This is a genomic window from Chelatococcus caeni (genome assembly GCF_014196925.1).
Taxonomy (GTDB): Bacteria; Pseudomonadota; Alphaproteobacteria; order Rhizobiales; family Beijerinckiaceae; genus Chelatococcus_A; species Chelatococcus_A caeni.
Map to the genome: position 1 here is coordinate 154520 of NZ_JACIEN010000006.1, position 15114 is coordinate 169633.

Sequence of the window (15114 nt, forward strand, 5' to 3'; positions counted from 1 at the left end):
TCCGGTCAGGGGCGCTTCGGCCGGGGGGCGGCGGTCCTTCCACCTTCCCCCACGGTGTGCCGCAGCACGCCGCCCCCCGGCTCCGCACCCGGCGGCTGCGCGATTGCCGCGTCTGCCTGACGTCATCCGCTGCGGCGGACTGTCCTAGGGACACGAGCCGATGAGTGAGCCGCGCAGTGAACTGGCGACTGCATTTCGGCGACTGCGTTGGGTTTTCGGAGGCCTTGCCCTCATCTCCGGCGTGGTCAACTGCCTGGCGCTGTCCGGCTCCATCTTCATGCTGCAGGTCTACGACCGGGTGCTGTCGAGCCGCAGCGAGGCGACCCTTGCCGCGCTGTGCGTTCTCGTCGTGCTCCTGTTCGGGTTCCAGGGACTGCTCGAGGCGGTGCGCAGCCGGGTGCTGGCCCGCATCGCCAGTCAGGTTCATGCCGAACTCGGGCCTCGCGTCTTCCGCTGCGTTCTGGCGCTGCCGCTGAGGAGCGCGATCGAGGACGACGGCCTCACCCCGGTGCGCGACCTCGACAACCTGCGCAACTTTGCTGCCGGGCCCGGCCCCTCGGCCTTCTTCGACCTGCCGTGGATGCCGCTCTACCTGCTCTTCGTCTTCGTGCTGCATCCCTTCCTCGGCCTCCTCGCGACGGCGGGCGCCCTGGTGCTCGTCGGCCTGACCGTGGCGGCCGAGATCCTGTCGCGCCGGCCCCAGCGCGTGTTGGCCGCGCAGAACGTGCAGCGCATCAGTCTCGGCCTCGCCGGCCGCCGCAACGCCGAGGTGCTGCGCGCCATGGGCTTCGGCGAGCGGCTGACGGCGCGCTGGCTGCGCCTCAACGACGCATTTCTCGCCGAGCAGCGGCGGGCGGGCGACATCGTCGGTGGGCTCGGCGCTGCCTCACGCGTCCTGCGCCTCTTGCTGCAGTCGCTCATCCTGGCGCTCGGCGCGTGGCTGACCATCCGCGGCGAGGTGACGGCGGGGGCGATCATCGCCGCCTCCATCGCCGCGACCCGGGCGCTTGCGCCGGTGGAGCTCGCCATCGGGCAGTGGAAGTCCTTCGTCGCCGCGCGCGCGAGCTGGCGCCGGCTCGCCGGGCTGCTCCAGGCCCTGCCGCCGCCGGCGCGGCCGCTCGATCTGCCGCCGCCCGTCGCCGGCCTCGCCGTCGAGCAGCTGTCGGTCGCCGCGCCCGGCCAGCGCCGGCCGAGCGTGCGCAATGTCTCCTTCAAGCTGCAGGCGGGGCAGGGGCTCGGCATCATCGGCCCGAGCGCCGCCGGCAAGTCGTCCCTCGTGCGCGGCCTCGTCGGCGTCTGGCCGCTCCTGTCGGGAACGGTGCGCCTCGACGGCGCCGCGCTCGACCAGTGGGACGAGACGGCGCTCGGCCGCCACATCGGCTATCTGCCCCAGGACGTGGAACTGTTCGCCGGCACCGTCGCCGCCAACATTGCCCGCTTCGAGGACGAGCCGGACGCCGCGGCGGTCATCGCTGCCGCCACGGCAGCGGGCGTGCACGGGATGATCCTGCGCCTGCCCGACGGCTACGAGACCGAGATCGGCGAGGGCGGCGAGGCGCTGTCGGCGGGTCAGCGCCAGCGCCTGGCGCTCGCCCGGGCGCTCTATCGCGATCCCTTCCTCGTGGTCCTCGACGAGCCCAATTCCAACCTCGATGCGGAGGGGGAAGCGGCGCTGACGCAAGCCATCCGGGGCGTGCGCGCCCGCGGCGGCATCGTCGTCGTCGTGGCCCACCGCCCGGCCGTGCTCGTCGGGGTCGACCTGATCGCCATCCTCCGTGACGGGGCGCTGCAGGCCTTCGGCACGCACCAGGAGGTGATGCGCGGGCGCAGGCAGCCCGGTCCGGCCCGGAATGGTCCGCCGCTCGCGGTGGTCGAGGACAGGAAGGCTGGCGTGCAATGAGCGCGACGTCCTCCCTCCGCGGCCGCGAGGAACGCTCGATCCGGCGCAACATGGCGCTGGGCCTCGCGATCTCCTTCCTGCTGCTCGGCACGATCGGCGGCTGGGCGTCGGTGGCGCAGCTGGCCGGCGCCGTCATCGCCCCCGGCGTTCTCGTCGTCGAATCGAACGTCAAGCGGGTGCAGCATCCGACGGGCGGCGTCATCGGCCAGCTCGATGTCAGGGAAGGCGACGTGGTGCGGGCGGGCGACGTTCTGGCGCGGCTCGACGCCACCGTCGCCACGGCCAGCCTGCAGCTCGTCTCCAAGCAGCTCGACCAGGCGGTCGGCCGCGTCGCGCGGCTCGCCGCCGAGCGGGACGGCCTCTCCGAGATCGCCTTCCCGGCGGAGCTGGCCACCAGGGCCGGCACGGATGCAGAGGCCGCCGCGGTGATCGACGGCGAAAGCCGCCTCTTCAGGGCGCGCCGCTTGGCGATGGAGGGGCAGAAGGCGCAGCTGCGCGAGCGCATCTCGCAGTCGCTGCGCGAGATCGAGGGCCTCGATGCCCAGCAGGCCGCGAAGAGCGAGGAGATCGCGCTGATCGAGGACGAGCTCGCCGGGGTCCTGGCGCTGTTCGAGCGCAACCTCGTCCAGATCAACCGGCTCAAGCTGCTGCAGCGGGAGGCCGCCCGCCTCGGCGGCGAGCGCGGCCAGATCGTCGCCGCCATCGCCCAGGCCCGGGGGCGCATCGCCGAGACGCAGCTGCAGATCATCCAGCTTGACCAGAACCGCCGGACCGAGGTGATGCAGGAGTTGCGCGACTACGAAACCCGCATCGGGGAATATGTCGAGCGCAGGGTCGCGGCGCAGGACCAGCTGGCGCGCGTCGACATCCGCGCGCCCCAGGACGGCATCGTCCACCAGCTCGATGTACACACGGTCGGCGGGGTCGTCAGCGCGGGACAGGTCATGATGCTCATCGTGCCGCGCAGCGACGAGCTCATCATCGAGGCCCGGGTCTCGCCTGTCGACATAGACCAGGTGACGCCGGGCCAGACGACGGTGGCCCGCTTTTCGGCCTTCAACCAGCGCACCACGCCCGAACTCGCCGGCACCGTCACCGGTGTCGCGCCCGATCTCCTCACGGTCGCGGCGACGGGCGAGACGTTCTACAAGGTCCGGATCCACATCGCGCCGGAGGAGCTCGCCCGCCTGCGGGATCTCAAGCTCGTCCCCGGCATGCCGGTCGAGGTCCATATCCGGACCGGCTCGCGCTCGGCCCTGTCCTACGTGATGAAGCCACTGACCGACCAGCTGGCGCGCGCCTTCCGGGAGGAGTGACGCGCGCCGGCAGGGCTCAGCCGTTGGCGATGTACTGGCCGCCGTTGATGGTCAGCACCGAGCCGGTGGCGAAGGCGGCGGCATCGGAGGCGAGATAGACCACCGCGGCGGCGATTTCCTCGGCGCGGCCGAGGCGGCCGACGGGGATGCCGGCGATGATCTTCTTGAGCACGTCCTCCGGCACCGCCGCCACCATGTCGGTGTCGATGTAGCCGGGGCAGATGCAGTTGACCGTGACGCCCTTGGCGGCGTTCTCCTGCGCCAGCGCCTTGGTGAAGCCGATGACGCCGGCCTTGGCGGCGGAATAGTTGGACTGGCCCATCTGGCCCTTCTGGCCGTTGATGGACGAGATGTTGATGATGCGGCCGAAGCCGCGCTCGCGCATGCCCTCGATGACCGGGCGGGTCATCGTGAACATGGAATCGAGATTGGTGCGGATCACCGCCTGCCACTGCTCGAGGTTCATGCGGTGGAACATGCCGTCGCGGGTGATGCCGGCATTGTTGACGAGGACGTCCACCGGGCCGAGATCGGCCGCGACGCGCGCGAGCCCGTCCGCACAGGCGCCGGCATCGCCCACGTCCCATTTGTAGACGGCGATGCCGGTCTCGCTCTTGAAGCGGGCGGCGGCCTCGTCGTTGCCCGCATAGTTGGCGGCCACCGTGTGCCCCGCCGCTTTCAAGGCGCGCGCGATCGCCGAGCCGATGCCGCGCGTGCCGCCGGTGACGACTGCAACTCGTGCCATGTTTCTCTCCCTCTGGCCGTTATCGTTGTCGGGAAGGGGCGTGCCGCCGCCGGAACGCCCCTCCGGGTCCGCCCTCCTCAGCGCTCCACGCACATGGCGACGCCCATGCCGCCGCCGATGCACAGCGTCGCGAGGCCCTTCTTCGCGTCGCGCCGGCCCATCTCGTGCAGCAGGGTCGTCAGGATGCGCGCGCCGGAGGCGCCGATGGGATGGCCGATGGCGATGGCCCCGCCATTGACGTTCACGATGTCCGGGTTCCAGCCCATGTCCTTGTTGACGGCGAGCGCCTGGGCGGCGAAGGCCTCGTTGGCCTCGACGAGGTCGAGGTCCTGCGCCTTCCAGCCCGCCTTCTCGAGGGCCTTGCGCGAGGCGGGGATGGGGCCTGAGCCCATGACGGCGGGCTCGACGCCGGCCGTCGCCCAGGAGGCGATGCGAGCGATCGGCTTGAGGCCGCGCCGCTCGGCTTCCGCCGCTGTCATCAGCACGAGCGCCGCGGCCCCGTCGTTGAGGCCCGAGGCGTTGCCCGCCGTCACCGTGCCGTCCTTCTGGAAGGCGGGCCGCAGCTTGGCGACCGCGTCGAGCGTCGCCCCGTCGCGGATGTACTCGTCGGTGTCGACGACGACGTCGCCCTTGCGCGAGGCGACCGTCACGGGCGTGATCTCCTCCGCGAAGCGGCCGGCCTTCTTGGCGGCTTCCGCCTTGTTCTGGGAGGCGACAGCGAAGGCGTCCTGCTCCTCGCGGCTGATCTGCCACTTCTGGGCCACGTTCTCGGCCGTCACGCCCATGTGGTAGCCGTGGAAGGCATCCCACAGCCCGTCGCGAATCATCGTGTCGACGAACTGCACGTCGCCGAACTTCGTGCCGGCACGCATGTGGGCCGCGTGCGGCGCCAGCGACATCGATTCCTGCCCGCCGGCGACGATGACGGAAGCGTCGCCGTTGGCGATCTGCTGCATGCCGAGGGCGACGGCGCGCAGGCCCGAGCCGCAGACCTGGTTGAGGCTCCAGGCCGTCTTGTCGACCGGGATGCCCGCCTTCATGGCGGCCTGGCGGGCCGGGTTCTGTCCTTCGGCGGCCGTCAGCACCTGGCCGAGGATGACCTCGTCCACTTCCTCGGCGGCGACGCCCGCCCGCTCGAGGGCGCCCTTGATGGCGGTGGCTCCCAGCACATGCGCGGGCACGTTGGCGAAGGCGCCGTTGAAGGAGCCGACCGCAGTGCGCGTGGCGGCGACGATGACGATGTCCGTGGAGGCCATGGTGATCTCCCTTGTTCCTTGTTCCGCCGCTCTTGGCGGCCTTGCTGTCATGCTGCGGCCGCCTGGACGGGGGCCATGTGGACGGGTCGAAGCCATCTTCGGGGGGCCTCCGCGGAGCGTCAAGCGCCACATCGGGCGCGCACCGCGCCCCCATGTCGCACAAATGAGTTTTCGTCGGGCTGATTAGCGCCTATCGTCTGCGCCGGGGAGGCCGTGCGCAGGCAACCGGTTCCGATGCCGGGAATGCTTCGGGCGCCGCGGCATGAGCCCTTACCGGGGCCGGGACGAGACAAAGTAGAGCCATGGCGACAGAAGAAAATCCGACCGTCATCAAGAAATACGCCAACCGCCGCCTCTATCACACGGGAACCAGCACATACGTCACCTTGGAGGATCTCGCGCAGATGGTGCGGGACGGCGAGGACTTCATCGTCTTCGACGCCAAGACCAACGAGGACATCACCCGTTCGGTGCTGACGCAGATCATCTTCGAGGAAGAGAACAAGGCCGGGCAGAACCTGCTTCCGGTCGCCTTCCTGCGCCAGCTCATCCGCTTCTACGGCGACAGCATGCAGGCGCTCGTGCCGAGCTACCTGGAGTTCTCCATCGAGAACTTCACGCGCGAGCAGCAGAAGTTGCGCGAGAAGATGGCCGAGGCCTTCGGCCCGGCAGCCGCCTTCAAGAGCATGGAAGAGCACGTGCGCACGAACATGGCGATGTTCGGCGAGGCGCTCAAGCTGTTCTCCCCCTTCAGCCCGCGCGGCGAGCAGCAGGGCGAGGCCGCGGCGAGGCCGCGCGAGGGCGAGGCCCGGCAGCCGGGCGGCGACCTCGACGACCTCAAGCGCCAGGTGCTCGAGATGCAGGCGCGGCTGGACGCACTGGCCGGCAAGGGCTCCGGCCGCGGCTGAGGGCGCGACGCCACTGTCATCGGGATGACGCGGAAGAGCGGTTGAGATGATCTCTTAACGTGCCGCCCGTCCCGATTCGCCGGCCTCGGTTGCCGGGGGAGCGGCCGGTTCGGGCAAGGGCATGATCGAGACGACCAAGAACAGCCTGCGGCTTAGCGCCAATGCCATCGCGCTCAGAACCGCCGGCCTCAGCAGCGCCATCTTCACGCTCGCCGCGCTCGCCGGCGGCTCGGTCGGGATCTCGACCGCGCTCGCCGCGGTTGCCAGCCTCGTCGTCGCAGGGCTCGCCTTCCGCGACCGACGGCCGCTGAGCGGCCGCGTCGTCACGACGAGCGAGCGGCGCCAGAAACACGCCTTCGGGCCGGCGGCGGTGCTGGCGGCCCTGCCGGATCCTGTCGTCATCGTCGATCGGCGCGGCCTCGTGGTTGACGCCAATCGGGCGGCGACAGCGGTGCTGCCGGGCCTGCGCAACGCCCATCCTCTGTCCTTCGCGCTGCGCGCGCCCGACGTGCTCGACGGCCTCGAGCGGGTGGTGAAGGGCGGCCAGGCCGAGGCGGTCGAGTATGTCGAGCGCGTGCCGGTGGAGCGCGCCTTCGAAGTGCATATCGCCCCCCTGTCCGGCGAAGCCGGCGACGATTCCGGCCGTGCCGGCGCCGCCCTCTATTTCCGCGATCTGACGCCGGCGCGCCGGCTCGAGCACATGCGGGTCGACTTCGTCGCCAATGCGAGCCATGAGCTGCGCACGCCGCTCGCCTCCCTGATGGGCTTCATCGAGACCCTGCAGGGGCCGGCCCGCAACGACGCGGCCGCGCGCGAGCGCTTCCTCGCCATCATGCGCGAGCAGGCGCAGCGCATGGCGCGGCTCATCGACGACCTCCTGTCGCTGTCGCGCATCGAGCTCAGCGTGCACGTGCAGCCGACGGCGATCGTCGACGTCATCGCCCTGCTGCGCCACATGATCGACACGCTCTCGCCGCTGGCGCGCGAGCGCGGGGTCGAGATCGTGCTCGAGGCCCCGCCGGGACCGGTCAACGTACGCGGCGAGCGCGACGAGCTCCTGCGCGTCTTCGAGAACCTCATCGAGAATGCCGTGAAATACGGCGAAGGCGGCGGCCGGGTCGACGTGCGGGTCGCGACCACGGTGCCCGGCAGCGGCGGCGGCGAAGTGTCGGTCGTGGTGCGCGACTATGGCCCCGGCATCGCGCCCGAGCACCTGCCGCGCCTGACCGAGCGCTTCTACCGCGTCGATGTCGCGGCCAGCCGGGGCAAGGGCGGCACGGGCCTCGGCCTCGCCATCGTCAAGCACATCGTGATGCGCCACCGCGGACGCCTCGCCATCGCCAGCGACGTGGGCCGGGGCGCCTCGTTCACGGTGACGCTGCCAGCGCTCGGCGACGAATCGCAAAATTAAGACAAATCAAATTGTTAGGCTGTCATTCGGTTGTCACCTTGCCGTCATAGACAAGGGGCCGTCGGTGGTGCCTGCGGCATCGCCGAAGCGGATGCGGCATGGCCCCCGTCACAGCCGTGCGATCGTCGCCCCGCTCCAAGAGATCAGGGAGATATACCGTGAATTTCCGTTCCCTCGTCAGCGTCGCCGCCCTCACGCTGGCCGGCGTCGCCGCTGCCGGTGCCGCTCAGGCGCGCGACCAGATCCGCATCGTCGGCTCCTCGACGGTCTATCCCTTCACCACGGCGGTCGCCGAGCAGTTCGGCCGCTCGGGCGCCGGCAAGGCCCCGGTCGTCGAGTCGACCGGCACGGGCGGCGGCATGAAGCTGTTCTGCGCCGGCGTCGGCACCGACCACCCGGATGCCACCAACGCCTCGCGCCGCATCAAGAAGTCCGAGTTCGACGACTGCCAGAAGAACGGCGTCGCCGACATCATCGAGCTCAAGGTCGGCTTCGACGGCCTGACCGTCGCCAATTCCAAGTCCGGCCCGGACTTCAACCTGAGCAAGGAGCAGCTCTTCCTCGCCCTCGCCAAGGAAGTGCCCGGCGCGGACGGCAAGCTCGTCGCCAACCCCTACAAGAACTGGTCGGACATCGACAAGGCGCTGCCGAACGAGAAGATCGAGGTGCTCGGTCCGCCGCCGACCTCCGGCACGCGTGATTCCTTCCTCGAGCTCGTCATGGAGCCGGGCGCCGAGAAGATCCTCGCCGACCTCAAGAAGAGCGACGCGAAGGCCTTCGCCGCTGCCTGGAAGACGATCCGTGAGGACGGCGCCTACATCGATGCCGGCGAGAACGACAACCTCATCGTCCAGAAGCTCGACGCCAACCCGAAGGCGGTCGGCATCTTCGGCTACTCCTTCCTCGAGGAGAACGCGGCCAAGATCAAGGGTGCCAAGATCGACGGCGTGACGCCGGACTTCGACACCATCGCCGACGGCAAGTACTCGGTGTCGCGCCCGCTGTTCGTCTACTTCAAGAAGCAGCACATCGGCGTGGTGCCGGGTCTCGACAAGTTCATCGGCGAGTACGTCTCCGAGAAGGCGCTCGGCGAGGATGGCTACCTCTCGCGCAAGGGCCTCGTGCCGCTGCCGGCCGACCAGCTCACGCAGGTGCGGGCGGACGTCGAGGCGCAGAAGCCCCTGTCGGCCGACGCCGGCCTCTGATCCGCTGACGAAGGCGAAGCGGGTGGACGGCCACCCGCTTCGTTTTGCCGTCAAAATGCGGTAGAGCCCGTCGCCGACGCGGCCTCCTGCCGCTGCTCTCCCGGGGGCGGAGATGGTTAGCTTATTCTTCCTGCTCATTGTCGCCGTCGCGCTGGCGGCCTTCGCCTTCGGGCGCTCCAGGGGGCGTGCGTTCGTAGGCGGCGGCGCGCGGCTTCATTCGTTGCCCGTCTATCACGGCCTGTTTCTGGCCACGCTCTGCGTCCTGCCGATGCTCGTCGCCCTCGCGGTGTGGACGCCGCTTGCGCCGCGCTACGTCGAGGCGCGCACGCTCGCGGCCCTGCCGGCGGATCTCGCGCCGCAGAACGCGCTGGAACAGGAAGGGCGCCTGCGCGAGGCGCGCCTCGTCGCCCTCGGCCAGTTCGCGGGCACGCCCGATCCCGGCATCGCCGTTGCGGCCGACGCCTACTCGGGCGCGCGCACGGAGGCGGAGGTGGCGCTCCTCGTCCTCGGCCTTGCCGGGGCGGCGGCGGGTTTTGCCTTCGGCCGCCGGCGCCTTGCGCCCGACTTCCGCGCCCGCAACAGCTTCGAGCACGTCACCAAGGTCGTCCTCATCGCCTGCTCGGGCGTCGCCATCCTGACGACCGTCGGCATCGTCTTCTCGGTGCTGTTCGAGACGCTGCGCTTCTTCGCACGCTATCCCTGGTACGATTTCCTCTTCGGCCTGCAGTGGTCGCCGCAGACGGCGATCCGGGCCGACCAGGTCGGCCAGTCCGGCACCTTCGGCGCCGTGCCGCTCTTCGCCGGCACCACCTTGATCATGCTGATCGCGATGATGGTCGCAGGGCCGGTCGGCCTCTTCGCGGCGATCTACATGTCCGAATACGCGACACCGCGCGTCCGGGCCGTCGCCAAGCCCGTGCTGGAGGTGCTCGCCGGCATCCCGACCGTGGTGTTCGGCTTCTTCGCCGCGCTTACCGTGGCGCCCTTCATCAAGAGCGTCGGCGAAACGCTCGGCCTCTCCGTCGCGTCGGAGAGCGCGCTCGCCGCCGGCCTCGTCATGGGCGTCATGATCATCCCCTTCGTCTCGTCCCTGTCGGACGACGTCATCAACGCCGTGCCGCAGTCGCTGCGCGACGGCTCCTACGGCATGGGCGCGACGCGGTCGGAAACCATCAAGCGCGTCGTGCTGCCGGCCGCGCTGCCCGGCATCGTCTCGGCCCTCATGCTCGCCATCTCGCGGGCCGTCGGCGAGACGATGATCGTCGTCATGGCGGCGGGCCTCGCCGGCAATCTCACCTTCAATCCGCTCGAGGCCGTGACGACGGTCACCGTGCAGATCAAGACGCTGCTCGTCGGCGACCAGGAGTTCGACAGCGCCAAGACCCTGTCGGCCTTCGCCCTCGGCTTCGTGCTCTTCTTCTTCACGCTGGCGCTCAACATCATCGCCCTGCGCATCGTCCGCAAATACCGAGAGCAATATGACTGACATTGCTGCACCCCCTCCAGGCGCCCGTCGGTTCGGTCTCTCCTCGGACGAGGCCCAGGCGCGGCTGAGGCGGCGCCACGCCGCGGAGGCACGGTTCCGTGCCTATGGCATCGGCGCCATCGCGCTCGCGGCGATCTTCCTCGTCGTCCTGATCAGCGACGTCGTCGTCAAGGCGATGCCGGCCTTCACCGAATATCGCCTGACGATGACCGTGACGCCGACGCTGGAGCAGGTCTCCAGCGACGGCACGACCGATCCGCAGGCGCTGCGCAGCGGCGACTACGACGCGGTGCTGCGCGCGGGCCTGCAGGAGCTCTTCCCGCAGGTCACGACGCGTGCCCTGCGCCGCAAGCTCAACAACGACCTCCTGTCCTCCGGTGCGGCCATGACGCTGCGCGATCGGGTGCTGGCCGATCCCGCCGTCATCGGCCAGCCGGTGACGATCGAGGCGCTGTTCGACGACGCGGCCGACCTCTATCTCAAGGGCCTGATGACCGGGCGGCGCGAGAGCGCCGGCCAGGGGCAGGCGCAGGTGACGCTCGACGGCGAGGACGTGGTGCTGACGAGCTCGGCCCCCGACTTCGCCCGCGCCCTCGCCGAGGTCAAGGAGAGCCTGCGCGAGGAAGCGGCCGCCGACCGCCGCGAGGCCGCGCGGCTGACCGCCGCGGCGGCCGATGTCAGCGGCGACCAGCGCGAGGCCCTTCAGAGGCGCATCGCCGACCTCGAGGGTGAAGCCGCTGCCGCCGAAGCGCGCGCTGCCGCGGCGGATGCGCCCGAGCGGCTGACGGCAGACCTGCCCTCGAAGCTCGTCTTCATCAACGGCGGCATCGTCAAGCTGACCGAGATCAGTGCCTCCGAGGCACGCGGCACGGTGCTCGTGCCGCTGGCCAACACCGACGCCGTGGCCGCCGGCCGGTGGGACATCCTCACCCTGACCCAGCCCGAGGCCAACCGCCGCCTCGACGACCAGGTGGTCGCCTGGCTCGAGGACCTGAAGCAGCGCGGCATGGTCGCGTCGCATTTCGCCAGCCGCTTCTTCACCTCCGGCGACAGCCGCGAGCCGGAGCAGGCGGGCATCCTCGGGGCCCTCATCGGCTCGGCGCTGACCATGCTGGTGACACTGGTCCTGTGCCTGCCGATCGGCGTCGGCGCCGCTGTCTATCTCGAGGAATTCGCACCGAAGAACCGGCTGACGGATCTCATCGAGGTCAACATCAACAATCTCGCGGCCGTGCCCTCGATCGTCTTCGGCCTGCTCGGCCTCGCGATGTTCCTCAACTTCTTCGGCCTGCCGCGCTCGGCGCCGCTCGTCGGCGGTCTCGTGCTCGCCCTCCTGGTGCTGCCGACGATCATCATCGCGAGCCGCGCCGCCCTGAAGTCGGTGCCGCCGTCGATCCGCGAGGCAGCGCTCGGCATCGGCGCCTCGCACCAGCAGGCGGTGTTCCACCACGTGCTGCCGCTCGCCATGCCCGGCATCATGACGGGGACGATCATCGGCATGGCGCATGCGCTCGGCGAAACCGCGCCCCTGCTCCTCATCGGCATGGTGGCCTTCATCGTCGACGTGCCGGGCTCGATTACCGACGCGGCGACGGCGCTGCCGGTGCAGATCTACCTGTGGTCGGACCTGCCGGAGCCGCTGTTCCAGGCCAAGACGGCCGCCGCCATCCTGGTTCTGCTCGCTTTTCTCTTTATCATGAACGGGCTCGCCATCCTGCTGCGCCGCCGCTTCGAGCGCCGCTGGTGAGCCGCGTCCCGAGCCGAAGGGAGTTCTCTATGATGACGACGATGCCGAACATCGAGCTGGCCAAGGCCACGGCGGCCGAAGCCGCGGACGAGGCGGTGACGAAGGTCGTCGCCCGGGACGTCAACGTCTACTACGGCGACAAGCACGCCCTGCACGATGTCTCGATCGACATTCCCGAGAAGGCGGTGACGGCCTTCATCGGCCCGTCCGGCTGCGGCAAGTCCACCTTCCTGCGCTGCATCAACCGGATGAACGACACGATCCCGATCTGCCGCGTCAGCGGTCGCATCGAGATCGACGGCAGCGACATCTACGACCGGGGCCTCGACCCGGTGCAGCTGCGGGCGAAGGTCGGCATGGTGTTCCAGAAGCCGAACCCCTTCCCCAAGTCGATCTACGAGAACGTCGCCTACGGGCCGCGCATCCACGGGCTCACCAGTTCCAAGGCCGACCTCGACGAGGTCGTCACCATGAGCCTCAAGCGCGCCGGCCTCTACGAGGAGGTGAAGGACCGCCTCACCTCGCCGGGCACCGGCCTCTCCGGCGGCCAGCAGCAGCGCCTTTGCATCGCCCGCGCCATCGCCGTCAATCCCGAGGTCATCCTCATGGACGAGCCGTGTTCGGCGCTCGATCCCATCGCCACCGCGAAGATCGAGGAGCTGATCGACGAGCTGCGCGAGAACTACACCATCGTCATCGTGACGCACTCGATGCAGCAGGCGGCGCGCGTCTCGCAGCGCACGGCCTTCTTCCACCTGGGCAAGCTCGTGGAAGAAGGATCGACGGAACAGATCTTCACGGCCCCGCAGGACAAGCGGACGCAGGACTACATCACCGGGCGCTTCGGCTGAGGCCGCCGCAGGAACAAGGATTGCCGACGATGACCGATCATATCGTCAGCTCGTATGACGTCGAGCTCGACACCCTGCGCAGCAAGATCGCCGAGATGGGCGGCATCGCCGAGAAGATGCTGGGCGACGCGACGATGGCCCTGGTGCGGCGCGATGCGGCCCTCGCCCAGGCGGTGATCGCCGTCGACGAGCGGCTCGACGCCCTGCAGCACGACGTCGAGGAGCGCGCCGTGCTCACCATCGCCAAGCGCCAGCCGATGGCGGTGGACCTGCGCGAGATCGTCTCCGCCATCCGCGTGGCGGGGGACATCGAGCGCGTCGGCGACCTCGCCAAGAACACCGCCAAGCGCGTCGTCGCCATCAGCAACGAGATGCAGCCGCAGAAGATCGTCGGCGGCGTGCAGCACATGAGCGACCTCGTGCAGGCCCAGCTCAAGGACGTGCTCGACGCCTATGCGCAGAAGGACACGGCCCGCGCGCTCGACGTGTGGCAGCGCGACGACCGCATCGACGCGCTCTACACCTCGATCTTCCGCGAGCTCCTGACCTACATGATGGAAGATCCGCGCAACATCAGCTTCTGCACGCATCTCCTGTTCCTCGCCAAGAACATCGAGCGCATCGGCGACCACACCACCAATGTCGCCGAGACCATCCACTATCTCGTCACCGGCAAGCCGCTCGCCGCCGAGCGGCCGAAGAGCGACGAGTCGAGCTTCACCACGGTGCCGGTCGCCGGCCAGCAGTAAGCGTCGATCACGCGTAACGGAAGGACCGATGGGACCTCGTATCCTCATCGTCGAAGACGAAGAGCCGCTCACACTCCTCCTGCGTTACAACCTCGAGGCCGAAGGCTACACCGTCGACGCCGTCGCCCGCGGCGACGAGGCCGAGGTGCGCCTGCGCGAGCAGGTCCCGGACCTCGTGTTGCTCGACTGGATGCTGCCGGGCCTGTCCGGCATCGAGCTGTGCCGGCGCATGCGCGCCCGGCGCGAGACCGAGCGGCTGCCCGTCATCATGCTCACCGCCCGCGGCGAGGAGGGCGAGCGCGTGCGCGGCCTCGCCACCGGCGCGGACGACTATGTCGTCAAGCCCTTCTCGGTGCCGGAGCTGCTGGCGCGCGTGCGCGCGCTGCTGCGCCGCGCCAAGCCGGGCCATGTGGCCACCCTCCTCACGGCCGGCGACATCGAGCTCGACCGCGAGACCCGTCGCGTGCGCCGTTCCGGCCGCGAGCTGCACCTCGGCCCCACCGAGTTCAAGCTGCTCGAGTTCCTGATGCAGAGCCCCGGCCGCGTGTTCACGCGCGAGCAGCTGCTCGATGGCGTCTGGGGCCACGACGTCTACATCGACGAGCGCACGGTGGACGTGCATGTCGGCCGCCTGCGCAAGGCCATCAACCGCGCCCGCAAGCCCGATCCCATCCGCACGGTGCGTGGCGCCGGCTATTCCTTCGACGAGACCTTTTCGCACGCGGAGTGAGGGGCGGCGGTGCCGGCCGCCCGTCCGCTTCCTCGCCATCAAAGAAAAAGGCCGGAGCGTCGCCGCCCCGGCCTTTCGTTTATCTTGAAGCCCGCTGCGAGGCTCAGGAGCGCATCACCTTCTTCTCGCGCCGGCGGTCCGCCGCCGGCTGGTAGGCGATGCGCGCATGGTGCGCGCAATAGGGCATGCCGAGGAGGGAGCGGGCGCCGCAGAAGCGGAAGTCCGGCGTCGTCGGGTCGCCCATCGGCCAGCGGCACATGGCTTCCCGCAGCTCCATGATGGTGACGCGCTCGCTCAGCGGCACGACCACCTCTTCCTGCGGCTGGAACTGTTGCTGCGGCACCGCCTCGGTCTCGAGCTCCGGCGCTGCGGCGAGGGCCGTGTTGCCGCGCACGACGGTCTGGCCCGACGGCTGCGCCATGGGATGGCTCAGGCTGCGTGTGGGCGCCGCCTTGCGTGGCCGGGATGCCGCCGGGGCCGCCGACTTGGCGCGGCCGGAGAGGCCGAGCCGATGCACCTTGCCGATGACGGCATTGCGCGTCACGCCGCCGAGCTCGGCGGCGATCTGGCTGGCGCTGAGGCCCTCGGTCCAGAGCTTGCGCAGCAGCTCCACCCGCTCGTCGCTCCAGGTATTGCTCTGATCGCTCATCGCTCTCTCCGCCCGGCTCGTCTCGGCGCGCGCAAGGGAAGCGCGAAAGAGGCTCTCGCCTCGTCGCATCCTGCTGCAGGTAGCGCCGATAGGGAATTGGCCACACGATATGTCGTGGTCTGTGGCTCGGAAACTACAATATGAGGGAAGGCGCGAGCAAG

General features: G+C 69.7%; 13 protein-coding genes. 10 read left to right on the top strand and 3 right to left on the bottom strand.

Annotation, left to right across the window (positions count from 1 at the left end; genetic code table 11):
- Positions 1 to 160: 160 nt before the first annotated feature.
- Both GGR16_RS20870 and GGR16_RS20875 read left to right on the top strand, forming a co-directional pair.
- On the top strand, positions 161 to 1900 hold the full coding sequence (locus tag GGR16_RS20870) for a type I secretion system permease/ATPase (RefSeq protein ID WP_183317921.1): 1740 nt from the start codon (positions 161 to 163) through the stop codon (positions 1898 to 1900).
- Positions 1897 to 3216, top strand: a complete 1320-nt coding sequence (locus GGR16_RS20875) for an HlyD family type I secretion periplasmic adaptor subunit (protein ID WP_183317923.1) — start codon at positions 1897 to 1899, stop codon at positions 3214 to 3216. Before GGR16_RS20870 ends, GGR16_RS20875 begins: the two co-directional genes overlap by 4 nt.
- Before the next feature lie 16 nt (positions 3217 to 3232).
- Here GGR16_RS20875 and phbB read toward each other — a convergent pair whose 3' ends face one another.
- Together phbB and GGR16_RS20885 are read right to left on the bottom strand one after the other, a co-directional pair.
- Positions 3233 to 3961 (bottom strand): acetoacetyl-CoA reductase, encoded by a 729-nt coding sequence (gene phbB, locus GGR16_RS20880; protein ID WP_183317925.1) that lies wholly within the window; start codon positions 3959 to 3961, stop codon positions 3233 to 3235.
- Positions 3962 to 4038: 77 nt separating this feature from the next.
- Complete coding sequence (locus tag GGR16_RS20885; protein WP_183317927.1) at positions 4039 to 5217, bottom strand: acetyl-CoA C-acetyltransferase; 1179 nt, start codon at positions 5215 to 5217, stop codon at positions 4039 to 4041.
- Between the two features lie 302 nt (positions 5218 to 5519).
- On the opposite strand from GGR16_RS20885, the gene phaR reads away from it, so the two are divergent.
- The 8 genes from phaR (at position 5520) to phoB (ending at position 14304) form a co-directional block, all read left to right on the top strand.
- The gene (gene phaR, locus GGR16_RS20890) at positions 5520 to 6125 is read left to right on the top strand and encodes a polyhydroxyalkanoate synthesis repressor PhaR (RefSeq protein WP_183317928.1); all 606 of its coding nucleotides are present in this window, start codon (positions 5520 to 5522) and stop codon (positions 6123 to 6125) included.
- A gap of 121 nt (positions 6126 to 6246) precedes the next feature.
- Positions 6247 to 7536, top strand: a complete 1290-nt coding sequence (locus GGR16_RS20895; protein ID WP_183317930.1) for an ATP-binding protein — start codon at positions 6247 to 6249, stop codon at positions 7534 to 7536.
- A 158-nt stretch (positions 7537 to 7694) separates the two neighbouring features.
- The gene (locus GGR16_RS20900) at positions 7695 to 8741 is read left to right on the top strand and encodes a PstS family phosphate ABC transporter substrate-binding protein (protein ID WP_019403744.1); all 1047 of its coding nucleotides are present in this window, start codon (positions 7695 to 7697) and stop codon (positions 8739 to 8741) included.
- A gap of 112 nt (positions 8742 to 8853) precedes the next feature.
- Positions 8854 to 10227 carry a phosphate ABC transporter permease subunit PstC gene (gene pstC / locus GGR16_RS20905; RefSeq protein WP_183317935.1) on the top strand — a complete coding sequence of 458 codons (1374 nt, stop codon included), beginning with the start codon at positions 8854 to 8856 and terminating at the stop codon, positions 10225 to 10227.
- Positions 10220 to 11974: a phosphate ABC transporter permease PstA gene (gene pstA, locus GGR16_RS20910; RefSeq protein WP_183317937.1), complete on the top strand. Its 1755-nt coding sequence runs from the start codon at positions 10220 to 10222 to the stop codon at positions 11972 to 11974. Before pstC ends, pstA begins: the two co-directional genes overlap by 8 nt.
- Positions 11975 to 12006: 32 nt before the next feature.
- Positions 12007 to 12825 carry a phosphate ABC transporter ATP-binding protein PstB gene (pstB, locus tag GGR16_RS20915; RefSeq protein WP_026015413.1) on the top strand — a complete coding sequence of 273 codons (819 nt, stop codon included), beginning with the start codon at positions 12007 to 12009 and terminating at the stop codon, positions 12823 to 12825.
- A gap of 29 nt (positions 12826 to 12854) precedes the next feature.
- Positions 12855 to 13574, top strand: a complete 720-nt coding sequence (gene phoU, locus GGR16_RS20920; protein WP_019403748.1) for a phosphate signaling complex protein PhoU — start codon at positions 12855 to 12857, stop codon at positions 13572 to 13574.
- Between the two features lie 28 nt (positions 13575 to 13602).
- Complete coding sequence (phoB, locus tag GGR16_RS20925) at positions 13603 to 14304, top strand: phosphate regulon transcriptional regulator PhoB (RefSeq protein ID WP_053193559.1); 702 nt, start codon at positions 13603 to 13605, stop codon at positions 14302 to 14304.
- Positions 14305 to 14407: 103 nt separating this feature from the next.
- On the opposite strand, the gene GGR16_RS20930 is transcribed toward phoB, so the two are convergent.
- On the bottom strand, positions 14408 to 14953 hold the full coding sequence (locus GGR16_RS20930; protein ID WP_183317939.1) for a GcrA family cell cycle regulator: 546 nt from the start codon (positions 14951 to 14953) through the stop codon (positions 14408 to 14410).
- Positions 14954 to 15114 lie beyond the last annotated feature (161 nt).

Coding starts and splice junctions, on each gene's coding strand:
- GGR16_RS20870 (WP_183317921.1), top strand. CDS start 161: ATGAGTGAGCCGCGCAGTGAACTGGCGACTGCATTTCGGCGACTGCGT.
- GGR16_RS20875 (WP_183317923.1), top strand. CDS start 1,897: ATGAGCGCGACGTCCTCCCTCCGCGGCCGCGAGGAACGCTCGATCCGG.
- phbB (WP_183317925.1), bottom strand. CDS start 3,961: ATGGCACGAGTTGCAGTCGTCACCGGCGGCACGCGCGGCATCGGCTCG.
- GGR16_RS20885 (WP_183317927.1), bottom strand. CDS start 5,217: ATGGCCTCCACGGACATCGTCATCGTCGCCGCCACGCGCACTGCGGTC.
- phaR (WP_183317928.1), top strand. CDS start 5,520: ATGGCGACAGAAGAAAATCCGACCGTCATCAAGAAATACGCCAACCGC.
- GGR16_RS20895 (WP_183317930.1), top strand. CDS start 6,247: ATGATCGAGACGACCAAGAACAGCCTGCGGCTTAGCGCCAATGCCATC.
- pstC (WP_183317935.1), top strand. CDS start 8,854: ATGGTTAGCTTATTCTTCCTGCTCATTGTCGCCGTCGCGCTGGCGGCC.
- pstA (WP_183317937.1), top strand. CDS start 10,220: ATGACTGACATTGCTGCACCCCCTCCAGGCGCCCGTCGGTTCGGTCTC.
- pstB (WP_026015413.1), top strand. CDS start 12,007: ATGACGACGATGCCGAACATCGAGCTGGCCAAGGCCACGGCGGCCGAA.
- phoU (WP_019403748.1), top strand. CDS start 12,855: ATGACCGATCATATCGTCAGCTCGTATGACGTCGAGCTCGACACCCTG.
- phoB (WP_053193559.1), top strand. CDS start 13,603: ATGGGACCTCGTATCCTCATCGTCGAAGACGAAGAGCCGCTCACACTC.
- GGR16_RS20930 (WP_183317939.1), bottom strand. CDS start 14,953: ATGAGCGATCAGAGCAATACCTGGAGCGACGAGCGGGTGGAGCTGCTG.